Here is a 23,593-nt window from a genome sequence, read left to right as displayed (position 1 = left end):
CTGCTGGCCGGACTCCGCCCGTTCGGAACGCTCAATCTAGTAAATGCAGGTGTCCCGCGCTGAGCTAACGCCTCTACACGCCGCCCGGCCGCACCTTCTCGAGTTCGCGGACAACATCCAAAAAGTTAAGCTCGGTATATGCCATCGATGTCCGCACATCGTCATGTCGCATGGCCTTCGCGATCACCCGCACGTCCACGCCCATCGCCGTCAATTGCCGGCCGAACGTATGCCTAAGCCAGTGCGTTGAAGCGCGCTCAAGCAGCCCTGCGTCTTGATCCCGGCCCGCATCGCGAAGCCGCACTGCACACCCCTGAAACGCGCTGGTGAGTATGTCCCAAAGGGTAGCCCGCCGTCGAATCTCCCGCCACCGCCGCTGACTGCGGCGTCCCACCACCGACGACGAGCAAGGGCCCGGACCTTCCACTTTTCGCGTGCGGGTCGAGAGAATAAGCGCCGTTGGATCTCCGGAGGCAGGCTCGGGCGGAAAGCTGAATGCGTAGCGGTAGGCACGCAGGTCATCCATGACGTTGGACGGCAAGGCTACTCGCCCGGCTTTCCCGCCCTTTCCATGTCTGACGAGCAAGGACCAATGCGCGCGTCCGGACTTCGGATCCGCGTAAAGCTCCACGTCCCCCATGGTGGCTAACACAACCTCACTTGCCCGCAACCCCGTGAACTGCAGCAGACGCAGAATGAACCGATCTCGCAGAAACATCAGCCTCTTTTCGACTGACCCACGCGCAGCCTGTTCCATCGATTCCAGAACTTCCTCGATCAAGTCCGGAGGCACTGCATGGCGACGCGGCGCGTCGCGCCCCACCCCGCCGCCACTTCCGATAGACGCCATTGGATTCGCACGTCTATACCCTGCCTCAAACCAAAACTTGAGTAGTGCATGCAGGACCTTCTGCGCATTCGCGAGTGCTGACGCTCCGAGCCTGGTTCGAAATGGCGTCCAGTCAGGATCGCCGGCGCGCGCGGTGCGCCTACCGCAAACATGGTCACCCGACCTTTCGCGCAGGAATGCAAGGTAGCGGGTCACGTCAGGGATAGACCACCGGCTAGGCCCATCCGATCCCACCAGGTTGCAGTACCAGCGGATACGCTGAATCTCGCGCCGATAGTTCGCGAGGGTATGAGGACTTACCGGCGGTCGACGCGCTGCCAGCACGTCTAGCCAGCGCTCCGCGGCGTCCCAGTCATCGCGGACCAATCCCAGGACGCACGGAACGCCCTCTGAGCCGCTCGTGATGGAAGAGGCCGCGGTAGAAACCACGGCGTTCATCGCGGCGCTCCGGTGGCCCCTAACGCGGCTCGCCTGTATGAATCCAACAGCGCTTGTTCTTCCTTTCGCAGTACCTGCAATCCTTCATAGCGTTCCCGCCAGAGCCGGCTTTCCGCGCGTGCCGCTTCAATTGCCCGCAACGCAAAGGCACGCCCGCCCTGCTCGGCTTGTGTGACCTGCGTCACCGTATTCACTAGCGCGGCCATCTTGTCCGCCAGGGCAGAGAGGGCGCGGTCAGCGCTATCAACCTGCCCCAGCGCGCGAGCCAACTCGCATTGTTGCGCGCTCATCGCCGCCTCCAATCGAGCTTTGTCTGCCTCAAGCACCAGGCGTCGGCGGCGACTCTCCTCAAGCTCGATCGCGAGCAGACGTACCGGTGTAGGGTCCTCCTGACGCGCCAGGACCTGCGCCGGCGCAGCTGCAGCGCAGCTATCGTGATCGGCGCCGGTCGACGGCGTCTGCACCATGGCTTTCTGCACACCCACCAGCACGGAGAGGATGGTTTTGGTGGACGGGCTTCGCGTCGGTGCGTACGCCCGCAGAATTCGCTGGTACGTGGGAACGCCATACAGGCGCCCCGTAACCTCCAGCACCGCGTTTACTAGCCCACCAAGAAAAGCGCGGTTATCCGCTACCGCCGGATACGCTTCCTGCAGGCGCCCGACGGCGACCATGATGCGTCTCGCCTGGTCGTCTGTTAGCTGAAAGGACGGCCTACCCATTGCCGGCTAACCTCCAAAACCACGATCATGAAAATCGTCATATTTATGACGCAAGTTTTTCTATACCGTACACACCGCGCAGTGTGTACGGTAGAGCCGCCAGTCGGCCCAGTGAGCAGCAACTTCCTCATCCAATCAGATCCTGGCAATCCAACCGCTGGCGTCGTTCAACTGCAAGGATCGAGTCCATCAACCGGTCCACGAGTTGCCGCATTCCCTCGACATCAAGAGTCGCCGACACAGGGCCGCGCCCCTGCGCTGTGCCCAGGTCGATCGACAGGCAGGCCTTTGAAGACGCATGAAAGGCACTCTCGTCGAATCGAAAGGACACCTGTCCCATCGTTCCAATTGCCGCTCTGAACGGCACTTGCACGCTAACGTGTCCCATTGCCCTTCTCCCATTCGAAATGACGGCATTTCGGGAATTTGCTGCACCCCAGGAACCGTCTGTCCGAGGTGGAAGAAACACGGCTCACAAGCTTGCCGGCCCCGCAGGTAGGGCACGCCGCCCCTGCACAACCCGCCCAGGGCTCACCGCCGGCAGAGGCACTCAATACTTCCGCAGTTGGCATCGACGCCGCAACAGACCCTGCGCGAACCCACGGCTTACCGCCCTCGTCCGGTTGAGTATGTTTGCACTCTGGGTAGGCACTGCATCCCCAGAAAGCCCCCCGTGAGCCCTGTCGCAAGCGCAAAGGCTTACGGCAAAGAGGGCATGGGTATGCCTTCTGCGTTCCTCCGGGAGTGACGCCCGCGCCCGTCGCGGTACCGGCGCGTGGCTCGAATTCGAATTCCAGACGTCGTTCTTCATTGAGCTTAAGCCTGGCATTGAACGAACGCTTTGCCTTGCTAACGAAGCCCTCCAGCACCTCCGTCTTACCCACGCTGTACAGCGCGGTTAGCTCCGCATAAGACAACTCGCGTCCGGCCACCGAGCGATCCTGCCGAAAGCCGCAACCGGCGCTGCACGAAACCTGACGAGCGCTCGCCAGCAGTGGGGCCTGGCACCGAGGACAAGGCGCAGCGAGGGAGGTCTTCGGCGCTGCCGGCAACGCAGCCGCCCTGGCCTTCAGCGTCTCGACGAGGCGACGTGCGAACTGCGCAGTCTCAGTCATGAAGAGCGATCGCTCGTACTGTGCGCGCTCCATAAGACGAAGTTTGGATTCCCAATCGCCGGTCATCCTGGGCGACGTGAGCTCTTCAAGGCCATTGGTTTCCAGAAACTCCACAAGCTGAATGCCCTTGTCCGTGGGAACCAGGTGCTGCTCTTTCCCCTGTCGCCGCAAATAGGGCTCTATCGGACGCTTGGCCCGGTCTTGATCTGCCAGGAGCACCTCGATAATCGACGCGCGAGTGGCGGGCGTACCAAGGCCGCGCTCTATCATCGCCTCGCGGAGATCGTCATCCTCTAACAGCTTACCGGCAGTTTCCATTGCCCCCAACAGCGTTGCCTCATTGAACCTGGATGGAGGCTTGGTCTTCTGGGCAACGAGCTTCACATCCCGGTTTGCTGCGGCTTCTCCCTGTACCAGTGGACAAAGAGACGGCGCCTCATCCTCTGCGTCGGGGTCTCGCCCATAGACCGCCATCCATCCAGCGTCTTGAAGCACCCGGCCTGTCGCGGTGAACTCGTGCCCGGACACGATTGTCGTCCGCTCTGTCTTGGCGAATGACGCCGGCGGATGGAAGGCCGCCAGGAACCTCCGAACGACCAGGTCGAAGACCTTTGCCTCGCCGTCGGTCAAGTCGCCCGGAAGTCGCCCCGTCGGAATGATGGCGAAGTGATCAGAGATCTTCGCGTTGTTAAAGATCCGCTTATCCTGACGGACCCAACTGTTGGCAATGACCCGTCCCGCATGCTCGCCGTATGCGCTATCCGCCAAGGCTTCGACGACTGCTATGGCCTTGCCCACGTAGTCCTCTGGAAGCGCGTTCGAATCCGTCCTTGGGTAGGTGAGTGCTTTGTGCTTCTCGTACAGGGCCTGGGTCAGGTCCAACGTCTTTTTCGCGGAGAATTTAAACCGCTTGTTGGCCTCGCGCTGGAGCGTCGTCAAGTCGAACAGCTTGGGAGGACTGCTGGTGACTACCTTAGACTCATCGCGCACGGATGTGGGCGGAGTTGCCCGGCAACTTGCAAGCAAGGCGTCTGCCTTGGCTTTATCCCATATGCGGTGTCTCGAATCCCCCGCGGATTCTCCTGCGTCAATGGCCGGCCCACGCCAGCGGGCAACATACTCCCCAGCCTGCACCGCAAAAGTCGCGTGCAGCTCCCAGTATGGCCTCGGAATGAAAGAGCGAATAGCGAGCTCTTGATGGACGACAATCGCAAGCGTCGGCGTTTGCACTCTGCCGACGGAATTTCGCTCCCGCCGATCAGTCTGCGCTTCGAGCAGGGCGGAAACCGCTCGGGATCCATTAATGCCAACCAGCCAGTCTGCCTCCGAGCGGCTCCGAGCCGCATCGCCCAGCCTCGCGAAAGCGGACGCTGGCCGAAGCCCCTTAAATGCCTCACGGATCGACGCAGGAGTCATGGACTGAATCCACATCCGAAACACCGGCTTTTGTGCCTTGTGGAACTCGTAGATCAGGTTAAAGATTAGCTCGCCCTCGCGGCCTGCGTCGCAAGCATTGACCACCTTGGAGACGTCGGGCCGGGCAATCAATTTCCCGAGTAGTTTGAGCTGATCTACGGTGCCCGGAATGGCACTGAGAGCGAACTGATGTGGAATTCGGGGCAGGCCCCCGAAACCCGCGGAGGGATGGCCAGATTCTGGATCGGCGATCTGCACCAAGTGTCCGATACCGGAGCTGACGACGAACTGTTCACCTTCCAGCCAGTTTCCGACCTGGCGGCACCCGCCGATTGCGGCAGCGATATCGCGCGCAACGGATGGCTTTTCGGCAATGATGAGCGTCTTCATCAGTCACGCTCCCGAAGGATATTGCGCGGGCAATTGGGGCGCTGTGCCTTGCCCTGTAGGAAGGACGCCCGCGTCATCTCCTCGCGCCCCAGCCGCCGGCACACCGAAATTGCGTGCCATGCACCAAAGCAGACAGCGTATCCGACAAGGTAGGCGATGAGGGCCGTGTTCAACGGCCGCCCGATAAGCTCGGCGATCGTTCGGCTCCCGGACGCGCCTCCTGACAGGAAATGAGAGATTGCGCTCACAACGAGCGCTCCAGAGCAGGCGATCGCTAGGAGCGCCCACAACCGGCGAGGGGCTCCCATCACTGCGGTGCGCGCCCTCTTGGCGACGACCGCTGCCCCTAATCCCGCCTCACGAGCGGCGACGCGAGCGTACGAAATTCGCTGAGCAACAGTAGTGCGCATGGTCGCCTCTACGCCGCACGGGCCATGGGGCTTGCCGTCATGCCCTTGAGCACCACTACGCCCGCGCTCAGCCTAAGAATATCCTCCACCTTACGCTTGGCGTCCTGGAGGTTGTAGGCAACATCCGTTTTGTCGGCCGTTTGCCACCAATATCCAACCGATCCGATCAGGTCCACTCTGCCAAGCACGCGCTGATCCTTGCCCACACGCAGAACGTGCGATTCCCGAAATTGCTCCCACTTCGGCCTTCTCGTGCTGATACGCATCACAAATCCTCCAAGCCAGGGGCAGCGGCGCCACCCCCGGAATATGTTCACTGGGTTAGATCGCAGCCGGAGCCGTATCGCTAGCCTTCGGCGCCTCGGGTTGAGCCTTCGCACGGTATTGCACGGATTCGACCCGTTGAAGGCCCAAGGTCACCCGTTCCGCATCCATGCACATACCAGCTTCGGCCTGGTTGCTCTGCTCGTTGACCCAAGGCCGCGCATACGTCGTTCCAACCACGGTCACGGATGCGCCGACCCGGACGACCTCATACACGCGCTTGGCGGTCCCTTCGTGCCAAATGGTCACCTGCACCGGAAATGTCCGGACGTCGTCTTGGACGTATCCACCATTCCCGTCCGACTTGTAGTCGGCGCACATCACGCGCAACTCACAAATCTGGCGATCCTCACCCTTCACTTTCACCGTCTTCAAGACCGGGTTCGTCAAGACGTTTCCGCCCATCTCACTTCGCATTGCCATATCAACACTCCAAAAAAGTTATCCTCGTTATGTATTTGAGCCATCTGTACTGGGTCGTCCGCCCAACTTTGATGGCATCAAGATTGCTGGTTTCGTCCATAGCGTTTTCTGTTTTGCAGCAAAACGTCCTGCCGGATCGGTACACCTCTCTCGTTCACGACAACACCGCGCCGCTTCGCCCTTGATTCTTCAAGGCCCGTCATGATGTCGTTCACCAGCACACTTCCGAAGAACGCCAGCAGTGCGGCGAAGCCGATCCAAATTCCGACCTCAGTCCAATACGGCCAGAGCGGATACATGATGTGGAGCACGAGGAGAGCAATTGCTATCAGCGCGGGAGACGTTACGATCGCAATGGCGGCGATGACCCAAACCCAGCACAGGGTGCGAGCAGATGCACGCGTTGGGTTAGTGAGTTCGCTCATCGCCCGTTCCTGTTTTGCAGCAAAACAGGCGGCTCAGCCCCCCCCCTCCGCTTTCTGGCGCAGTGCCCCGTTCCGCAGGTACGACTCCAATTGATCGACCGCTTGACGCAACACGCTTTCGAGGACATTGAGCTCCATCGCTCGTTTTTCGCAGGCATGAAAGTGCTCGACGACCGCCGGAGGAAGGCTGGTCAAGGCACGCTCCAACGCTTCGAAAAGCACGTACCTGGCTTGTCCTCGAATGCACCAGCGCAGGCGCGCCCGTCCCATCTCTCCACGTCCACGCTCCTCCACCAAACGCAGGTAGCAACCCGCATCGAAACGTGTCGTGTCACGCGCCAATGAGCTCATCGCATCCCGAGTTTGCGCCACGGACTCAGATAGCTGCCTCGACAGGGAGCGGAACGCTCCCTTACCCTTAAAGGCTTTTATGTCCACAGATACGGATGACGCCAAACGCGATCCGGCCCGGACGTCCCCATTCGCAGCCGAAAGATCAGACTGCGGCGGCAAAGCGGCCTGATCCCCGCACATGAAACGCACTGAAGCTGTCGACATCAAGAGCTCCGTCTAAGCCAACAGGCTCTTATCGACACCCGCTCCAACCTCGTCGGTCAGAGGGACAGCATCCAACAGCCGTAACTCCGCAGCAGACAGATTCAAGCGGCGCTTGGTGTGACGGGGCGCGTCTTCACCCATAAACACCGCCTTCGGCACGTCCCCGAAGATTGCCTTCACGGCCTGCGTTCTCTGCTGAGACGCGGCGTCGGCGCCGGCCACGAAATCCACGCGGCTGAGCGCGACCAACTCCTCATTCATCAGGTACTTCTGCCAGTAGAGGACGCGCTCGAATACGCTCCGACATTTGTGCTTGACCGATTGCAGCAGTGCGTGTCCCTGCCGTCCGGACACCAGGTCGCGCCTCTGGGCGCTCTTCAAAACCCGCGTGAAATAGTCCACCTCGACGATTAGCAGGGCCACCATGTAGCCGTAGGGCGACGCGAAGCCGAGCTGCATTTGCGCGGGCTCGCGCGATTGCAGAACCGAGTACGTCAGCCCCTTGTCTTTCATCTCGTCCAGCTTATGGAGAAGTTGCGCTTGCTCCGCTTTGATGTACGCGCGCACTTCTTCAATGCGAGACTTCGTCTCGACCAGCGCCCAGTCGGCATATGGATTGTCATTGGACGATAGCGACCAGAGCGATCGAAGCGCCGCGGCCACGCGCTTTCCTCCGGCGATCGGCGCGCCTTGCTTGCCCGGCTCGACCGCCTTGCCCATGAACAATCGGAGCGCCTCCAAAGTGTGGAGAGACATCACGTCCTGACTCTCCGCGACAAGGGAAGGCAACGACTTTATCTGGCGGGCTTCCGAATTGCCCACAAGAGGATCGGCGCCAGCACGGGCCTCATGAGATTGCCGCATGCGTTTGAACTCGGCATCTCGCTCGTAGTAGAGCTGCAAACGACCAAACAGCGGATTCGCAGGGTCGGGGTCATCTTCGTTGAGCAACGCACCAAGAATGCGGCGCTCGCCCTCCAAGTCGTAGCCGTCGGGAAAAGGGGAGGTGTCTGCCGTCGCAAACGCGGACAAGGAAGTATCAATCGCCATTTTTTTCGGTGCCATCAGGCGCTTCTCCGTTGTTGAGTATGTTTTGGGGTGCTGCTGGCCCACGACGCTGATAGGCTGCTCCACGACGGCAATGCCATCTCGCAAAGCACTTCCTGTCTGGGCCTGTTTTGCTGCAAAACGGTCATGTTCGTGTGCTCCGTCCAGCCATCGCCGCCCGCAGTTCCGCGATACGGGCTCGACCCTCCGCCTTCGAGGACGGCTCCAAAGCCGGCGATACGTCCGCCATAACCCCTGCCTCAGCGGCGCGAACCGATGCGCTTACCGCCGCGAGATTGCGACGCCGTTGCGCCTCAACGTGAGCAAGTTCAGGAACAAAGCGCCCTTGTTGGGCCAGAAGCACAAGCCGCCTCAGGTATCCGAGCGGGTTCTCCACCGTCTGCTTTCGAGCGCGGGCAGCGAATTCGTCCAGGAGCGTCTGTCGGAAAACGTCCGGTGCGTAGCCAAGAATGGTCATCGCACCTTCTCGGCTCTCCGGAGGGAGCACGTCTGGCCAGATAAGCGAATCCAAGCCCACCACCACGGATGTGTTTTGCAGCAAAACGGCGTCGTTTGCGCTCGCGTGGGTTGTGGTCGTTGGTGTATTCGAGGATGTAGTCGTACCCCTTATAGAAGTGGACGAATTCAGCAAACTGCTTTGAACTTTTCGAGCAATCTGCAATGGACGATTCCCGCAAACTGATATTTCCGGTTGGGTATTTCCAGTTTGCTGATTTCGTACATTGGCCCGCCCGACGCTCTGCTTCTGGGCGGTTGCCATGCCATCGTCCGTGGCCATCTGGAATGCTTGGTGACGACGAGTGGTAGCCATGCCCGCAACCTCGGCCCTCTTTTGGACAGCGGCCTGGGAGGCGAACTGCTGCTCCAGTAGTTCGCACAGCAACGCTGGGTCGACCTGCGTGTACACGCGTTTCGCACCCCGATTCAGGTGAAACTCTTGAACAAGACCAAGGGCTTTCAATCGGTCCTTGGCGTTCTCCAATGAGCGCCGATTGAGCGCCAGATCCTCTTGCCAATTCAGCGCGGTCAAGCTGAACCAGGGATAGCCGGATTCGACCGACCTGCGTTGTAGTTGAAGCAAACGCGACAGCAGCAAACCTGCGTTCACTCCGCCCGTCACGTCTGCGAGAATTCGGTGATAAGCCGTCGTGGGACCCAGGAGATCCCGGACGGCGCGCTCAGGGGCGCGCATAAACTCGAATGTGAGTTCCACTGGTAGGGCCTCCTTACGGCAGACTTCCAGCGCTCTCGCTATGTTTGGCAGATTCATCCGGTACCACAACGTGGCGGGCCGGCCCGCGAGCGTCTCCTCCACAAACCCGAGATTGCGGAGGCGCCGGCGTGCCGTATCTAACTCGGCACGCGACAGCCCTGTCTCAAGCCACCACTGCTGCTGCGTTTTAAAGATCCAGCCATTGGTCTGAGCTACGTCACGCCCGGTTCGGGTCCAGTGTGCGAGCTGAGACAGTACGATCGCCGCCTTCGGATTCCCGGCCATGCGAGCCAGGAAGAGACCAAAGGCGATGGGCCGGCTCTGCTTCAAGGCCAGCCAGAGACGGTCGTAGGCGAAGTTCTTCGACATACGACTGTCAGCTACTGAGAACGGGCAAGGGACGCGCCAGCGCGGCATTTGCGGCCTGCTGACGCAACTCCCGGTCTACCGCAATCCAGTTCACTCGCACTGCTGTACGAGGCGGCATTCCGGTACGCAGGGTCTCAAGGAACCCCTTGCGCTCTAGTAGCTTGCGCGCAGTGAGCTGCTCCTTGTAGGACAGGCCGAGGCGAGCACGCCATTCGGCCGCGTCGAGATAGACCCAGTCTCCCTCCAGTTCAGCCAGGTCGGACTGGGTCGCCAGATCGCTGAGTATGGCTGCGGCGTTCAGACTTCCCGCGAGCTCGACGAAAGCACGGTGGATTGTGATTGGGGCGTCTAGAACACGCAGCAGATAGTGCTCGTTGGCCTGGTCGCGCTGAATCGCGGTGCCTGCGTCATTCTTTGCAGCATATCGCCGGCCGTAAGGATCGAGCGTGAAATCCCATGTGGTCATTGCGGGCTCCGGTCGATCGAGGAAGTCCCTTCGTTGTGACCAAACAGAGAGTCGTTAGCTGCGGCGCCACACTCGCCATCACGCCCGAGCAGAAACCACAAGACAAGCGCAGGGCTGGCGTTACTCCACGCGCCTATGGACTTGGGGAGAAACGTCTTGGGTGAAGTGCGTTTATCCACGACCGCCCCTCCCGAATCCAGCGCGGCCGGACATCGCCTTCATCGGAGGCTGATCGGCGGCTCGTTCCGCGACGCGTCGCATGGCGAGCGTGTAGGCCAAGGGTCGCAACGCGGGTGTCCCCTCGAGAACGGTGACAGTGGCGGCATGGCTTTCGCCGGGCACCGGCGCGGCCACGCAGCCTTGCATCTTTGGTGAGCTCATACGGGTCTCCTGCTAGCGCTGATTGAGCGCCGCGAACAGCGTAAGAAGGGTGTACTTGGGGAAGGCATCGTGTAGCGCGAGGTAGCGTTCACGAACGTCGGAGGTCGATTTCTGCAATTCCTTCCAGATGCTGTGAACTCGCAAGTACTCTCCCGACTCCAGCTCGACCGCAGGGCCTGGCTGGCTCAGTCTCATGTGCGTCCGCAATTGCTCGACATCCATCGTCGGTATCGACGGAAACAGCGCGCGTATCAGGGATCCGCTGGCTTGTGCCCGTAGAAACCGTCGAAGCTGCTCCATCAGCTCCATACGTTGTTGATGCTCGCTCTGCTGAGCAACGAGCGCTTCGGGATCCACATAGATTCGAACCGTCACGGCCGGCAGCATTGCGTCAAGTCCACGGTCACGGAGGCCGGCCAGGAGAAGTTGGGCCGTATGCGGCGGGATAGCACCATCGGCGCATGCGTGCCGGCGGATCTGTTCATTCAGCTCGCGCAGGGCTTTACGCTTGAGCGTCGGATGCTTCAGCTCCATGAAGTTCACGACATACCTCCCATGAGTTCTGCCGGCACTCCTACCGAGCTCCAGAAGGACTGTGTGGATCGCTCAGGGAATGCCTGATTGAACTGACGGACCGCTTGAATGACCCGGAGATACATCAATCCCGTCGCATCGCTGGCATCCGTCATTCGTCGCACAACGTGATACGAGCCGTCGGCGTATACGGGATCTCCCAGCAACGTCTCGCATGCTTCTTGCCAGGACTCAGTGCTATCCGCCTGCCGCTTGAACTCGCAGTCCGGAATCACGAGAAGGCCGGCGGGGGTGTTTTGCTGGGAGAGGAGCACGAGCCACCACCACGCGTAGTAGCGCTCGGCAAAGTCGCCGCCCTGCAACGCCTGTTCCTGCAAGGACCCCAAGTGGCCGCCGACATCTGAGGGAATCTCAACCATGAAGCGCAAAGGCAGTTCGTCGATGGACTGCAGGCAGCCTTGAAGACGGCTGGCCATGGCAAGCTCCTCCAGTGCGTGCCAGAGCTCGCGCTCGGCAGCACCTCTGTCGTCGACCGTGGATTGCAACGTGCCAGATTTCGAAACTACTGATGCGGCGTGCGGCTTCTCATGCTGGTTGGGAAGCGAGTCTTCTGACTTTTCGCGGTGCTCCGCAGGGCTTTTCTCCACCGCGCCTGAGGTCGGCGGTTGGGCGGAGCCCTTTTCGCCGCCACCTACGACTTCGCTGTGCGCGGAAGTGCCGCCCGAGACAGACGGGGGATGCTTGGCGTCGCGCATCAGACTGGCAGCATCAATATCCGAATTCGCTTGCACAACTAGCGCCGCACGCTGAAGTTCGTCCACGGTCAAGGTCGCGCGCTGCGCAAAGTTCTCGTCAAGTCTGGCGGTGAATGCCCCAAAATCGAGCGACTTTGTCGCAACATAGTTTTCGCGCATGTGGCCGATAGCGAGCGTCCAAGCCTCTTCCAGTGCATCCTCTGCACCAAGTTTCGACGCAATCGCGGCCAGCCGACTCCGTGCCGGTATGAAGCGATCTTGCACATCCCGTCTGGAGAGGTGATTGGCCGCGCAGGCGAGGTCGGCGAGATGCTTCATGGTGAAGCCGTAATGACTGAGGAGCGCCGGAGAGGCTTGTATGCCTTCGTTGGTTTTGAGGTGCTCAGAAAAGTCCCGCAAGCTCAGGGCGGCTCCCCGCTCGCGCTCGACTTCCTGTTTGAGGTCAAAGGTCGACCGAGCAGCGTCCCAAAAGAGGAGCCCCGAACGTTGATCGTTCTCCACCATATGCGCCGCGAGCAAGGCTGCCTCGCTGCGGTACGGGACCTTCACGAAGTCCATGTACAGAAACCGAACTTCGCCTTCGGCGACGAGTTCTTGCAGGATCTCCAAGCGGGTGTTGCCACCCTTGGCGGGGATGTGCTGCTTCTCTCCCGGCCTTTGCGTCACCGCGATCATCTGGTCGAGTCCGCGCTTGCGGATCGACTCTTTGATCTCGTCGAACTTTTCATTACGGACCGTTCGCGGGTTGCGTTCGTATAAGCGGCAGTCGTCCCTGACGTTCAGCGTGATGACATTGGTCACCGCCGATTCGATTGCAGCCGGCTCGGGAGATCTTTCGCTCAGCCGCGACGCAATCATTTGGTCCAGGTCTACTTTCTTCGATGCGGGCTTCATTCGTTGCCCCTCAGAGTAGGCAGCTTGTCATCCTCGCCTGCGAGGGCGGTGGCCATGAAGAGCAAGTCGTCTTCACCAAGTACGCCCAGATTTCGATATGCGCTTACGGCGCCCAGCACAACGCCCAAGTGCAGGGCACGTTCGGGCGATCCGGCCGCTGCGCGGTGCAAGAGGTCCAGCTCAGTGCTTAAGTGCTGGAGCGCAAGTTCTTTGTTCGTGCTCACGCCTCGATCCTCCCTGAGCTGATCGCGGACCAAGCCTTCAGGTACGGGGCCGGGTCCGGCACGATGAAGATGGGTCGGTGGACCCAGTGATGGAGGACCGGGTCCTCAAAGATGCGCGCAGCTTCCATTTTTGATACCCCCATGAGCGTCATTTCGCTGAAGCTCATGACCTCCGACGGAGCGGTCTCCGCAGAGTCAAGGCCAATGGGCCGCATCGCAAGGAGTGCTGTTTGAACGACGGCTGCAGCGCGCGCACGTCGCATTTCCAGCGGCGCGTGGTCCGAAGACACGGCCACGTAGAACGTCAAGGGCGGTTGTTCGCCTCCTGATGGCGCGGTAGCTCGGAATACGTCGCCGATGTCCGGCAGTTCAGGCAGTCGGTTGGCTCTTTTCATCGATCAAGCCTCCGCCTCACCGGCCTGGCCCTGACCGTCCACATAAATGCCGTTCAGCGCGGGGAAGAGTTCCCACGCCAGGCGGTGCATGACGTCCCAGGGGGACTTGTCACCCCTGCGACGGTCGTATTGGTGAACTGGGACACGTGCTGTTGCGGCAGCGGTATAGGCTGCGGCGTGCGGTATGACAGTCTCCAGAATCCCTTTCACCTGCCGATGGCCAAGAAAGCTCCGGCGGATCTGATCCGCGACTTGGCGGGCATTGTTGTTGCGTTCCAGGGCGCTGATAACGACGTACAGGTCCCCGCTGCGAAAGTCCGAGCCGAAGTCCGAAAGACTGTTCAGAGACTCCATCATGCGCAGCGTGCCGTCGGCAAATTCAGCCGCAGATAAAACGTCCGGCTTGATGGGAGATAAGATCACGTCCGCCGCCATCGCCGCCGTCTTCTGTAGCTCGCCGGCAGCACCCTGCGTGTCAATGATGATCCCGTGGTATTTCTCGACGGCCGCTGAGCGCCTCACTGCCCGGCGCATTATCAGCAGACGATCTTCTCGATCCTTGAGCCACGTTTGAAGATTGCCCGCGACAGCATCCGAGCAAATGATGTCAATCCCAGGAATCGCGGTCTGGCTTATGCAGTCTTCGGTGACGAGGCCGCCCCGGGTGATGACGCGTGTCAGCCCGTGCTCCGCGCGATGTTTAATGGGGTAGTACTTCGTCAGGCTGTTCTGTTCATCAGCGTCTATCAGCAAGACCCGCATGCCGAAGTCGGCAAATATTCCTGCGAGATTTGCGCAGGTCGTGGTCTTCGTGACTCCACCTTTGGTGGACGCGACAGCGATCGCGTGTGGCATGGCGTTCCTCTTTTTCGGCGGTAGGCCGTTCGGCCCAGTTGCATACCCGTTCAAGGGCGGTTATCGTTAGAAAAAACACGGTTCCGTGTTACACGATTTTGTGTAATTCAGGGCGACATTACCCGAATCCGTGTAATTCGGCAAGATAGGACTGGCGATGGAATATCAGGAATTTGTAGAAGCCGCGCTCAAGGGGCGCAGCGTCAACAGCATGGCGAAGGCGTGGGGTCTGAAGCAACAGACCTTGGATCGCTATGTCAAAGGCACGCACTTGCCGGACTACCGGACTGCTATGCTGATGGCTCAGGAAGCCGGTGTCGCAATCGATGCGACGTTCATCCTGCTGGCGCAGGAAGAAAGCAAACGCAAAAAAGCCGGCGCCGCTTTCGCGGTTCCGGCTCTTGCTGCTGGTGTCGAGAACACCACCAAAAATTCGACCACAGATAAGTGGTCGGGGCGAGAGGATTCGAACCTCCGACTCCTGCGTCCCGAACGCAGTACTCTACCAGGCTGAGCTACGCCCCGAATGAGTTTGACAACTCGTACTACCAACTTAGCGGCGCTCAGTGCTACCAAGTTCTTGCTACTGCTTTTTTTACTGCTTTCCGCTGCGGGCCTGAGATCTGACAACTGCTGCAATAGCGTTTCCGCCTTCGCTTCAATCATCACGGCCTCAACAGCGACCGCTATTAGAACCTATATTCCGCTTTTTTGAAAATCAGACTTTCGTCCACCAGACTTTCGTCTACTTCAATCAGCGTCACCATCCGCGCCAACTTCAGCGCCGTCTTGGATTTCGGCTTCAGCGATCTCTATTCACCGCGAAAGCGCAGAATTCTAGCAGAGAATTCAGAAAAGGCGAAACGGGGTAGATCGACAGGGCTTCGCGCGCCCGATCCGCCTCGGCCACGGCGGCCAGACGGGCGTGTTCCAGTGCATCGGTGGCCTGGATCGCCGCGGCCACGGCGGCGAAATCGGCGTCGCCCGTCTTGATGGCGTCGCGGATCAGTTGTTGTTGCTGCGGCGTGCCCACTTCCATCACACGGATCAGCGGCAGCGTAGGCTTGCCTTCACGCAGGTCGTCGCCCACGTTCTTGCCCAAGGCGGCGGCGTCGCCGCTGTAGTCGAGCACGTCGTCGACCAACTGGAACGCGGTGCCGACGTGGCGGCCATAAGCGGCGGCGGCGGCTTCCTGTTCGGGCGTTGCGCCGGCCAGCACCGCGCCGACCTGGGCAGCGGCTTCGAATAGCTTGGCGGTTTTGTAGCGCACGACTTGCAGGTAGCGGTCCTGCGAGACGTCGGGGTCGTGCACGTTCAGAAGCTGGAGCACCTCGCCTTCGGCGATGACGGTGGTGGCTTCGGACAGGATGCTCATGATGCGCATCGAGTCGGCTTCGACCATCATTTCGAACGAACGCGAATACAGGTAGTCGCCTACCAGCACGCTGGCGGCGTTGCCGAATACGGCGTTGGCGGTTTCGCGGCCACGGCGCAGGTCGGATTCGTCGACCACGTCGTCGTGCAGCAAGGTTGCCGTGTGGATGAATTCCACCACGGCGGCCAGCAGTTGGTGATGGGTGCCTTCGTAGCCCAGCGCGCGCGCCACCATCAGCACCATCGCCGGACGCATGCGCTTGCCGCCCGCGCCGATGATGTAGTCGCCAATTGTGCGGATCAGGACCACGTCCGAATTCAGCCGTTCGCGGATGACCGCGTCGACAGCCTTCATATCGTCAGCAATGGGGGCAATAAGCGCGGGGAGATTCAAGACGTATCCGACAAGTGAAACGAGCCGCGAGGGGGGCTCTTACCGCTGGGCCGCCAGGAATGGCGGGGGATTCGACCAGCGATTATACGGGGTGTGACGGCAGCGGGGCGGCCCGCTTGCCGCCCCGCTGTCAGTGCAGGATGCGCCCGACGCCGCCCCTATCGAACCAGACCGCGCTTGGCCAGGTTGGCGTACAAGGCCCGCACGCCGAAGGTCCACGGCGCAATCTCGGTGGACAGCCGCACCTCGTTGACCAGGGCGCCGAGGCGTTCCGATGCGATCTCTACGCGATCGCCCAGCTTATGGGTAAAGCCGGTGCCAGGACCCTTGCGGTCCTGGCTGGGCGAGAACATCGTGCCCAGGAACAGCATGAAACCGTCGGGGTATTGGTGATGCGCGCCAAACGCCTGGCGCACCAGATCCTGGGGATCGCGACTGATCTCGCGCATGTGGCTCACGCCGTCCAGATGGAAGCCATCGGTGCCGTCGATGCGCAAGGACACGTCGGCCTGGCGCACGCTGTCCAGGTCGAAATCGCCATCGAACAGGCGGATGAAGGGGCCGATGGCGCAGGAGCCGTTGTTGTCCTTGGCCTTGGTCAGCAGCAAGGCGCTGCGGCCTTCGATGTCGCGCAGGTTGACGTCGTTGCCCAGCGTGGCGCCCACGATCTCGCCCCGGCTGTCCACGGCCAGCACGATCTCGGGTTCGGGGTTGTTCCATTGCGATTCGGGCAGCACGCCGATCTGCGCGCCGGTTCCAACCGAGGCCATCGCGGGCGTCTTCGAGAAGATCTCGGCATCGGGGCCGATGCCCACTTCCAGGTACTGCGACCACTGGCCGCGCTCCATCATTTCGGCTTTCAGCTTGATCGCCTCGGCCGAACCCGGCCGCAAGCGCGATAGGTCCGAGCCGATCAACGCCTGCATGCGCACACGGATTTCGTCGGCGCGGCTGGCGTCGCCGCCCGCCTCTTCCTCGATCAGCCGTTCCAACAGGCTGATGGCGAACGTGACGCCGGCCGCCTTGATCGGCTGAAGATCGCAAGGGGCGAGCAGCCGTGGTCCGTCCTGCCCTTGAATCGTCGCGGCCACCAGGGCGCGCACGTCGCCCAAAGATTCGCCGGCCGCGCCCTTGGCCAGCACGACGCGGTCGGGACGATCCAGCAGGTCGGCAACGGTGGGCGCCACGGCGCTGATGTCAAAGACCTCGCCGTTGCGCACCACGACGACGCTGGGTCCGTCCACCGGCGCCGGCCGCCATACGCGGCCCACCAGCAAGGCGTTGTCCAGGTCTACAGGCAATGAGTTGTCTTGGTTCATGAGTCTCCACGCTTTATGCCGTCTGGGCGGCATGTCGATTAGGTGCAACGAGTCTAGAAGAAGGTGAGTATCATGTCCAACATTCTGAATTGCAGTCCAACAGGTTGGACAGAGAAGCCATGAGCGCCGACTACGATGTGCCCGCCATCCGCCGTACCCACGACATCCTGCGCGTGCTGGCCAGCCGCCGCACCCCGGTCAAGGCGGCCGAACTGGCGCAAGCCTGCCAATTGGCAAAAAGCACCCTGTACCTGCTGCTGGACTGCCTGGAGCAGCGCCGCTGGGTCGAACGCAAGGACGGCGGCTACCTGATCGGGATCGAGCTGATGTCGCTGGGCTTTGCCTACCTGCGCCACGACGGGCTGCAAGCCGCGTTCCACGAAGCCGCCGGCGCCTTCGTCGCCCGCTGCAACGAGGTCGTGCAACTGGCCGCGCTGGATGGTTTCGACGTGGTCTACATCGCCCGCGAAGACGCGCGTCGGCCGGTGCGGCTGGTGTCCGAACTGGGTATGCGCCTGCCCGCGCACGCCTGCGCGTTAGGCAAGGTGCTGCTGGCCAGCCTGGAGCCCGACGCACTCAGCGCATGCGTGCCCGACCCCCTGCCCCGCGTAACCGACCGCACGCTGACCACGCGCGCAGCGCTGGACCGCGAACTGGACCAAGTCCGCCAGACGGGCCTGGGCCACGATCAAGAGGAATTGGCGACCGGGCTGGTCTGCTACGCGGCCTATGTGGGCGTGACCGCGCTGGGCAAGCGCGTCGCGGTCAGCACGTCGATCCCGACCGACCGGCTGGACGACGCCCACCGGCGCGAGGTCATGGAAGGCATCCGCCAGGTGGCGCGCCACGTCGCCCAGCGGGTGGTGGCGCCTGCGTGAAGCCCCCGCGCCACACCTAAGCCCTTAGCCCACAACAGGTTTTTGACTTTTGAAAAGTCACGCGCTAATATTGCGGATTCGGTCAGCAATGCCCGAATTACGTCGGTTGTTCGCGTAAACCCTTTGGTTGGCTTTCTACCTGAAGTTCATCGGTATAGAGCTCGGAGGCGTTCTTGCTTTTGGCCCGCTGCATGCAAATGCCAGCGCGGCATGAAAGGAAAAACAGCCAGTCGGGAAACCGATCTTTCCAAAGTGGCACCCCGCCCAGCAGGGCGGGCCGCGCGAATGAACCCATTTACCTATTTAAGGAACACCCCATGTACGCGGTCGTAAAAACCGGTGGCAAGCAGTATCGCGTTGCCGCTGGCGAAAAACTCAAGATAGAACAGATACCGGCAGACATTGGGCAAGAAATCACCCTGGACCAAGTGCTGTCCGTGGGCGAAGGCGACCAACTGAAAGTTGGCACGCCCCTCGTCTCCGGCGCCGTGGTCAAGGCAACGGTTCTTGCGCAAGGCCGCCACGACAAGGTCAAGATCTTCAAGATGCGCCGTCGCAAGCACTATCAGAAGCGTCAGGGCCACCGTCAGAACTACACCGAAATCCGCATCGAAGCCATCACGGCTTAAGAAGCGACTCGGTACCACTTAGCAGGAGCTAAACATGGCACAGAAAAAGGGCGGCGGCTCTACGCGGAACGGACGCGACTCAGAATCGAAGCGTCTGGGCGTCAAGGCATTCGGCGGCGAATTGATTCCCGCTGGTTCGATCATCGTGCGTCAGCGCGGTACGCGCTTCCACGCTGGCGTGAACGTCGGCATGGGCAAGGACCACACCCTGTTCGCGCTGATCGACGGCAAGGTTCAATTCGGCTTCAAGGGCGCATTGAACAAGCAGACCGTTTCGATCGTCGCTGCCGAGTAATCGGACAAGCACGGTCAGCAACGCGGTTCGCCGCGTTCTCGAACGGCAAAAGCCCTGTCGCATGCGGCAGGGCTTTTTTGTTTTTGAGGTCATTGGCGAGTAAAGTTTCCAATGCCAACCTGGCAGCGCCCCATGGCGGGCGGCTGCCCTATTACCCACTACACGCGCAGACACCATGAAATTCGTAGACGAAGCCACCATTGAAGTGGTCGCCGGCAAAGGCGGCAATGGCGTGGCGAGCTTTCGCCGCGAAAAGTTCATCCCCAAAGGGGGCCCGGACGGCGGCGACGGCGGCCGCGGCGGCACCATCTATGCCGTTGCCGATCGCAACATCAACACGCTGATCGATTTCCGCTACGCGCGCCTGCATCGCGCCAAAGGCGGCGAAAACGGCCGTGGCTCGGACCAGTACGGCGCAGCCGCCCCGGACATCACCCTGCGCGTGCCGGTGGGCACCGTCATTCATGACGCCGAAACCGGCGAAGTCCTGTTCGACATGGACACGCATGACCAGAAGGTCGTGCTGGCCGCTGGCGGTCAGGGCGGCATGGGCAACATCCATTTCAAGTCCAGCTTGAACCGCGCCCCGCGCCAATGGACGCCCGGCAAGGAAGGCGAACACCGCTATCTGCGCATGGAGCTGAAGGTGCTGGCGGACGTGGGCCTGCTGGGCTTGCCCAACGCCGGCAAGTCGACGCTGATCACGCGCATCTCGAATGCGAAGCCGAAGATCGCCGACTACCCGTTCACCACGCTGCACCCGAACCTGGGCGTCGTGCGCACCTCGCCGTCGCGCAGCTTCGTCGTGGCGGACATCCCCGGGCTGATCGAAGGCGCCTCCGAAGGCGCGGGCCTGGGCCATCTGTTCCTGCGTCACCTGGCGCGCACCCGCGTGCTGCTGCACCTGGTCGACGTGTCCACGCCCGACCCTGATGCCGATCCGGTCGAGCAAGCCGTCGTCGACGCGCGCGCCATTGTTGAAGAGCTGCGCCGCTACGACCCGGAACTGGCCGCCAAGCCGCGCTGGCTGGTCCTGAACAAGCTGGACATGGTGCCCGATCCCGAAGACACCAAGCGCCGCTTCCTGGAACTGTACGACTGGAAGGGCCCCGTGTTCGCCATTTCCGGCCTGACCGGCGAAGGCACGCAGGATCTGCTCTACGCGCTGCAAGACTACCTGGACGCCGAGCGCGAAAAGGAACATCTGTCGCGCGATCAGGCAGATGGCACCTATGTGGCGCCGGACCCCCGCTTTGACGACACGCGTTCCGACGCCGACAAGCCGGCCGCCGCTCCGCGCGGCGGTGACGAATAAGCCATAATCGCAGTCCTTTCGATTACGTCTTTTTTCGCCGCAGCCGGCGCCTACCATGTCTGCTGAAACACCCGCCGTTTCCGTCGTCACCCACGCCCAGCGCCTGGTCGCCAAAGTTGGCTCGTCGCTGGTCACCAACGAAGGCCGCGGCCTGGACCGCGCGGCCGTCGCGCACTGGGCCTCGCAGATCGCCGCCTTGCACAAGCAGGGCAAACAGATCGTGCTGGTCTCCAGCGGCGCCATCGCCGAGGGCATGGCACGCCTGGGCTGGCGCAAGCGCCCCTCCGTCATGCACGAGCTGCAAGCGGCGGCCGCCGTGGGCCAGATGGGCCTGTGCCAGGCCTACGAAGCAGCCTTCGCGGAATACGGCCTGCGCACCGCGCAGATCCTGCTGACCCACGAAGACCTGGCCGACCGCCACCGCTACCTGAACGCGCGCAGCACGCTATTTGCGCTGCTGCGCCTGGGGGTGGTGCCGATCGTGAACGAAAACGACACGGTCGTCACCGATGAAATCCGCCTGGGCGACAACGACACGCTGGGCGCGCTCGTCACCAATCTGATCGAAGCCGACACGCTGATCATCCTGACCGATCAGCGCGGTTTGTATGACTCCGATCCTCGCAAGAACCCTGGCGCCACCTTCATGTCGCACGCGCAAGCGGGCGACCCGGCGCTGGAAGCCATGGCCGGCGGCGCGGGCAGCGGCATCGGCACGGGCGGCATGCTGACCAAGGTGCTGGCGGCCAAACGCGCGGCGCACAGCGGCGCACACACCATCATCGCCTCTGGCCACGAACGCAATGTGCTGACGCGCCTGGCCCAGGGCGAATGCATCGGCAGCGAACTGCGCGCCGTGCTGCCGGTATGGTCCGCCCGCAAACAATGGCTGGCCGACCACCTGCGTCTACGGGGCCGCGTGGTGCTGGACGATGGCGCGGTGCAAGCCCTGATGCGCGAAGGCAAGAGCCTGTTGCCCATCGGCGTGACCGACGTGCAAGGCGAGTTTGGCCGGGGCGACGTGGTGGCCTGCGTGGACAGCGAAGGCCGTGAATGCGCGCGCGGCCTGATCAACTATTCGTCCGTCGACACGCGGCGCATCCTGCGCCAGCCGTCCTCGCAAATTGCTCGCATCCTGGGCAGCATGACCGAACCCGAACTCATGCATCGGGACAACCTGGTCGTCCTTTAGTCCTGCTGCTCTTGCGATTCCTGCGGGTGGCCGTGCTGCAAGAGGATGTACCCCCATCCGCGCACGGCCAACACCGGCAGCTCAATATCGAAGCGGCGCGCCTTCGTGCGCAGCCGCGATACCAGCACATCGACACGGCGCGCGCCCTCCCGGGGATTGCACGGAAAGAAACGCTCGCGCCGCAGACATTGGCCAGGGGCCTTCAACAATCGGACAAAAAAGTCTCGTTCGGTGATCGTCAATGGCAGACGCTCACCGGCCGGCCCCGACAGCACCCGCTTGTCCAGCCGCCATGCCGGGCCGTCCGTCGAAGGCGGCAGCAGCCGCCGCCGCACATTGCGCAGCAGCGCGTCCCATTCCTCGGGTTCCATGCGGGCCGAACTATAGAAGTCCACGCCCGCCTCCAGCGCCTCGACCCGCTCACGCGCCGACGCTGCCTGCGATTGCCACACGACCGCCGCGTCTGGCGCCGCGCGACGCAAGGCCGCAATCAGCTTGGGGACCTCGGGCCCCTGCCCACGCAACACCATCGCGTCGACATCATCGGTGCGCAACCGTTCCAGAAGTTCATCCGGTGAAGCGCACGCGCTGACTTGCCATTGGAAATCTCGCAAGGCAGCAACAAAATGATTGCTCGTCATTTCATCAAGTTGCACGACGAACACGTTGCCTCGTTCATGCATGTGTATTCGCCTCCAAATCTATCACCCAGGTAATGCTTATAACCACCAAAGTAAATCCTGAGCAAGCTTCAATCGACGCGTGAAGACATTTTCAGACCGATTGAAGCAAGCCCGTCTTCTGCGTGGTCACACGCAGAAGACGCTCGCTCGTCTTGCGCGAATCTCGCAAAGTGCAATCGCCAGTTACGAAAGCGGGCTTCGGCACTCCAGCCGATCCGTCCGTAAGCTTGCGCAGATTCTGAAGATTGAGCTGGAATGGCTAGAGACCGGCAAAGGCCCCATGGAGCTTCCCATGGAGGGCTACGACCTGTCGGATACGCTGCCAGCGGCAGGGGTCGCCGAGACCATGCCACGCCTGGCGCGACGGCCCCGTCCGCAAGCGCCCTGGCCGTTTCCCAACATCGCGCCATCGCAATTCGACGGCCTGACGCCAGACGATCGCGCGATGCTTGAAGCACTGACGCAGACCTTCATCGAAACGGCGCAGGCACGCCGTACCGTCAAGCCGCGCGGCCGAAAAATCGGCTGATATTCCGTCCGCATCTTGATGCCCGCAGCGCCGATTACGCGCCGCTCAGACAAAAAAATATCCGCACCTTTCGGTGCGGATATTTTTATTTGAGCCGACGATTAAGCGACTTGGCTTATGCGCAGGAAGATCAGGGCTTGGGCGCGGCGGGCATGCCACCGGCTGCCGGTGTGGGCGGGGCATCGCCACGGATCTTGGCGGCGATTTCAGACGCGGCTTGTGCCGAGGCCACGCCAAAGGCCAGCACGCCACGGTTCAGCGGTTCGGCGATGCTGGGCGCGGCGACCAGTTCCTGATCGATCACCAGAGCCAGGCGGTTGCCGACGTTCTTGGTGCTGACTTCGGTCAGCTTGCGAGCGCCGGCTTCGGAAAAGCGCAGGCCCACGAAGTTCTGACCTTGGCGGTCAACCAATGCGGCGGCGTCGGTCAGGTCGGCGCGCGTCAGCACGGGCACTTCCTGCATGTAGAGCTTGCCATCGGGCAGTGCGATTTCGCGCAGGCCGGGGCCGGGCTGTTGTTGCGCGAGGTAGAAGTCCACCGAGGATGCGGTGGCCGGCTTGGACGATTGCTGGCCGGCTTCGGGCGTGGCCGCGGCGCCGGACGTTTTCGTCGGGGCGGTCTTGCAACCCGCCAGCGCCAACGTCACGACAACCAGGGCGGGCGCCAATTTGCGTAGGGTCAGTTGCATGCTCGATTCCTTCTTTTAAGTTAGCTATGCCCGGCAGGTCGAAGGCCAGCCGGGCGTTTGGTTGAAAAAAGT

General features: G+C 61.7%; 25 protein-coding genes and 1 tRNA gene. 6 read left to right on the top strand and 20 right to left on the bottom strand.

Going from position 1 to position 23,593, the window contains the following annotated elements; all coding sequences use genetic code 11:
* Positions 1-73 precede the first annotated feature (73 nt).
* The 18 genes from API01S_RS26295 to API01S_RS26195 form a co-directional block, all read right to left on the bottom strand.
* Positions 74-781 (bottom strand): tyrosine-type recombinase/integrase, encoded by a 708-nt coding sequence (locus tag API01S_RS26295; protein WP_039883693.1) that lies wholly within the window; start codon positions 779-781, stop codon positions 74-76.
* Between the two features lie 503 nt (positions 782-1,284).
* Positions 1,285-1,962, bottom strand: a complete 678-nt coding sequence (locus API01S_RS26290; protein ID WP_232294643.1) for a hypothetical protein — start codon at positions 1,960-1,962, stop codon at positions 1,285-1,287.
* A gap of 422 nt (positions 1,963-2,384) precedes the next feature.
* Positions 2,385-4,931 carry a DNA topoisomerase gene (locus API01S_RS26280; RefSeq protein WP_006216215.1) on the bottom strand — a complete coding sequence of 849 codons (2,547 nt, stop codon included), beginning with the start codon at positions 4,929-4,931 and terminating at the stop codon, positions 2,385-2,387.
* 418 nt (positions 4,932-5,349) lie between these two features.
* Positions 5,350-5,607: a hypothetical protein gene (locus API01S_RS26270; RefSeq protein ID WP_006216217.1), complete on the bottom strand. Its 258-nt coding sequence runs from the start codon at positions 5,605-5,607 to the stop codon at positions 5,350-5,352.
* Positions 5,608-5,662: 55 nt separating this feature from the next.
* Positions 5,663-6,055, bottom strand: coding sequence for a single stranded DNA-binding domain-containing protein (locus API01S_RS26265; protein WP_232294644.1), 393 nt, complete (start codon positions 6,053-6,055; stop codon positions 5,663-5,665).
* A gap of 110 nt (positions 6,056-6,165) precedes the next feature.
* Complete coding sequence (locus API01S_RS26260; protein WP_006216219.1) at positions 6,166-6,513, bottom strand: Sec62 family protein translocation protein; 348 nt, start codon at positions 6,511-6,513, stop codon at positions 6,166-6,168.
* A 33-nt stretch (positions 6,514-6,546) separates the two neighbouring features.
* Complete coding sequence (locus API01S_RS26255; RefSeq protein ID WP_156487187.1) at positions 6,547-6,708, bottom strand: hypothetical protein; 162 nt, start codon at positions 6,706-6,708, stop codon at positions 6,547-6,549.
* 375 nt (positions 6,709-7,083) lie between these two features.
* A complete protein-coding gene (locus tag API01S_RS26250; RefSeq protein ID WP_046803337.1) occupies positions 7,084-8,136 on the bottom strand; it encodes a PFL_4669 family integrating conjugative element protein in 1,053 nt (350 codons plus the stop codon).
* Positions 8,137-8,263: 127 nt separating this feature from the next.
* Positions 8,264-9,721: a hypothetical protein gene (locus API01S_RS26245; protein ID WP_052945931.1), complete on the bottom strand. Its 1,458-nt coding sequence runs from the start codon at positions 9,719-9,721 to the stop codon at positions 8,264-8,266.
* A gap of 7 nt (positions 9,722-9,728) precedes the next feature.
* On the bottom strand, positions 9,729-10,187 hold the full coding sequence (locus tag API01S_RS26240; protein WP_052945930.1) for a hypothetical protein: 459 nt from the start codon (positions 10,185-10,187) through the stop codon (positions 9,729-9,731).
* A gap of 393 nt (positions 10,188-10,580) precedes the next feature.
* Complete coding sequence (locus tag API01S_RS26230) at positions 10,581-11,111, bottom strand: hypothetical protein (RefSeq protein WP_046803178.1); 531 nt, start codon at positions 11,109-11,111, stop codon at positions 10,581-10,583.
* Positions 11,108-12,751, bottom strand: coding sequence for a ParB N-terminal domain-containing protein (locus tag API01S_RS26225; RefSeq protein ID WP_061306519.1), 1,644 nt, complete (start codon positions 12,749-12,751; stop codon positions 11,108-11,110). Before API01S_RS26225 ends, API01S_RS26230 begins: the two co-directional genes overlap by 4 nt.
* The gene (locus API01S_RS26220; RefSeq protein ID WP_006216221.1) at positions 12,748-12,975 is read right to left on the bottom strand and encodes a hypothetical protein; all 228 of its coding nucleotides are present in this window, start codon (positions 12,973-12,975) and stop codon (positions 12,748-12,750) included. Before API01S_RS26220 ends, API01S_RS26225 begins: the two co-directional genes overlap by 4 nt.
* A complete protein-coding gene (locus API01S_RS26215; protein ID WP_081451497.1) occupies positions 12,972-13,370 on the bottom strand; it encodes a hypothetical protein in 399 nt (132 codons plus the stop codon). Before API01S_RS26215 ends, API01S_RS26220 begins: the two co-directional genes overlap by 4 nt.
* A 3-nt stretch (positions 13,371-13,373) precedes the next feature.
* Entirely contained in the window at positions 13,374-14,225 is an 852-nt protein-coding gene (locus tag API01S_RS26210; RefSeq protein WP_006216223.1) for a ParA family protein, read from the bottom strand.
* Between the two features lie 448 nt (positions 14,226-14,673).
* Positions 14,674-14,750, bottom strand: a tRNA-Pro gene (locus API01S_RS26205).
* Positions 14,751-15,027: 277 nt separating this feature from the next.
* Positions 15,028-15,993: an octaprenyl diphosphate synthase gene (gene ispB, locus API01S_RS26200; protein ID WP_006216224.1), complete on the bottom strand. Its 966-nt coding sequence runs from the start codon at positions 15,991-15,993 to the stop codon at positions 15,028-15,030.
* A 158-nt stretch (positions 15,994-16,151) separates the two neighbouring features.
* Positions 16,152-17,312, bottom strand: coding sequence for a fumarylacetoacetate hydrolase family protein (locus API01S_RS26195; protein ID WP_061306518.1), 1,161 nt, complete (start codon positions 17,310-17,312; stop codon positions 16,152-16,154).
* Between the two features lie 119 nt (positions 17,313-17,431).
* On the opposite strand from API01S_RS26195, the gene API01S_RS26190 reads away from it, so the two are divergent.
* The 5 genes from API01S_RS26190 to proB all read left to right on the top strand — a co-directional run bounded on the left by API01S_RS26190 (position 17,432) and on the right by proB (position 21,621).
* On the top strand, positions 17,432-18,190 hold the full coding sequence (locus tag API01S_RS26190; protein ID WP_061306517.1) for an IclR family transcriptional regulator: 759 nt from the start codon (positions 17,432-17,434) through the stop codon (positions 18,188-18,190).
* Positions 18,191-18,507: 317 nt separating this feature from the next.
* A complete protein-coding gene (rplU, locus tag API01S_RS26185) occupies positions 18,508-18,819 on the top strand; it encodes a 50S ribosomal protein L21 (RefSeq protein ID WP_006216228.1) in 312 nt (103 codons plus the stop codon).
* Positions 18,820-18,853: 34 nt separating this feature from the next.
* Positions 18,854-19,114, top strand: coding sequence for a 50S ribosomal protein L27 (rpmA, locus tag API01S_RS26180; protein WP_006216229.1), 261 nt, complete (start codon positions 18,854-18,856; stop codon positions 19,112-19,114).
* A 175-nt stretch (positions 19,115-19,289) separates the two neighbouring features.
* Complete coding sequence (gene obgE, locus API01S_RS26175) at positions 19,290-20,429, top strand: GTPase ObgE (RefSeq protein WP_006216230.1); 1,140 nt, start codon at positions 19,290-19,292, stop codon at positions 20,427-20,429.
* A gap of 55 nt (positions 20,430-20,484) precedes the next feature.
* A complete protein-coding gene (proB, locus tag API01S_RS26170; protein ID WP_006216231.1) occupies positions 20,485-21,621 on the top strand; it encodes a glutamate 5-kinase in 1,137 nt (378 codons plus the stop codon).
* On the opposite strand, the gene API01S_RS26165 is transcribed toward proB, so the two are convergent.
* Positions 21,618-22,304, bottom strand: a complete 687-nt coding sequence (locus API01S_RS26165) for a response regulator transcription factor (RefSeq protein ID WP_006216232.1) — start codon at positions 22,302-22,304, stop codon at positions 21,618-21,620. The two genes, proB and API01S_RS26165, sit on opposite strands and share 4 nt — an antisense overlap.
* A gap of 79 nt (positions 22,305-22,383) precedes the next feature.
* On the opposite strand from API01S_RS26165, the gene API01S_RS26160 reads away from it, so the two are divergent.
* Positions 22,384-22,833: a helix-turn-helix domain-containing protein gene (locus API01S_RS26160; protein ID WP_167351742.1), complete on the top strand. Its 450-nt coding sequence runs from the start codon at positions 22,384-22,386 to the stop codon at positions 22,831-22,833.
* A gap of 130 nt (positions 22,834-22,963) precedes the next feature.
* On the opposite strand, the gene API01S_RS26155 is transcribed toward API01S_RS26160, so the two are convergent.
* Positions 22,964-23,521: a SecDF P1 head subdomain-containing protein gene (locus tag API01S_RS26155; protein ID WP_061306516.1), complete on the bottom strand. Its 558-nt coding sequence runs from the start codon at positions 23,519-23,521 to the stop codon at positions 22,964-22,966.
* Positions 23,522-23,593 lie beyond the last annotated feature (72 nt).

It is taken from the genome of Achromobacter piechaudii NBRC 102461, from assembly GCF_001571245.1.
Classification (GTDB): Bacteria; Pseudomonadota; Gammaproteobacteria; order Burkholderiales; family Burkholderiaceae_B; genus Achromobacter; species Achromobacter piechaudii.
Note: the sequence above shows the minus strand (reverse complement) of the source record. Positions and strands in the feature narration are given on the sequence as shown.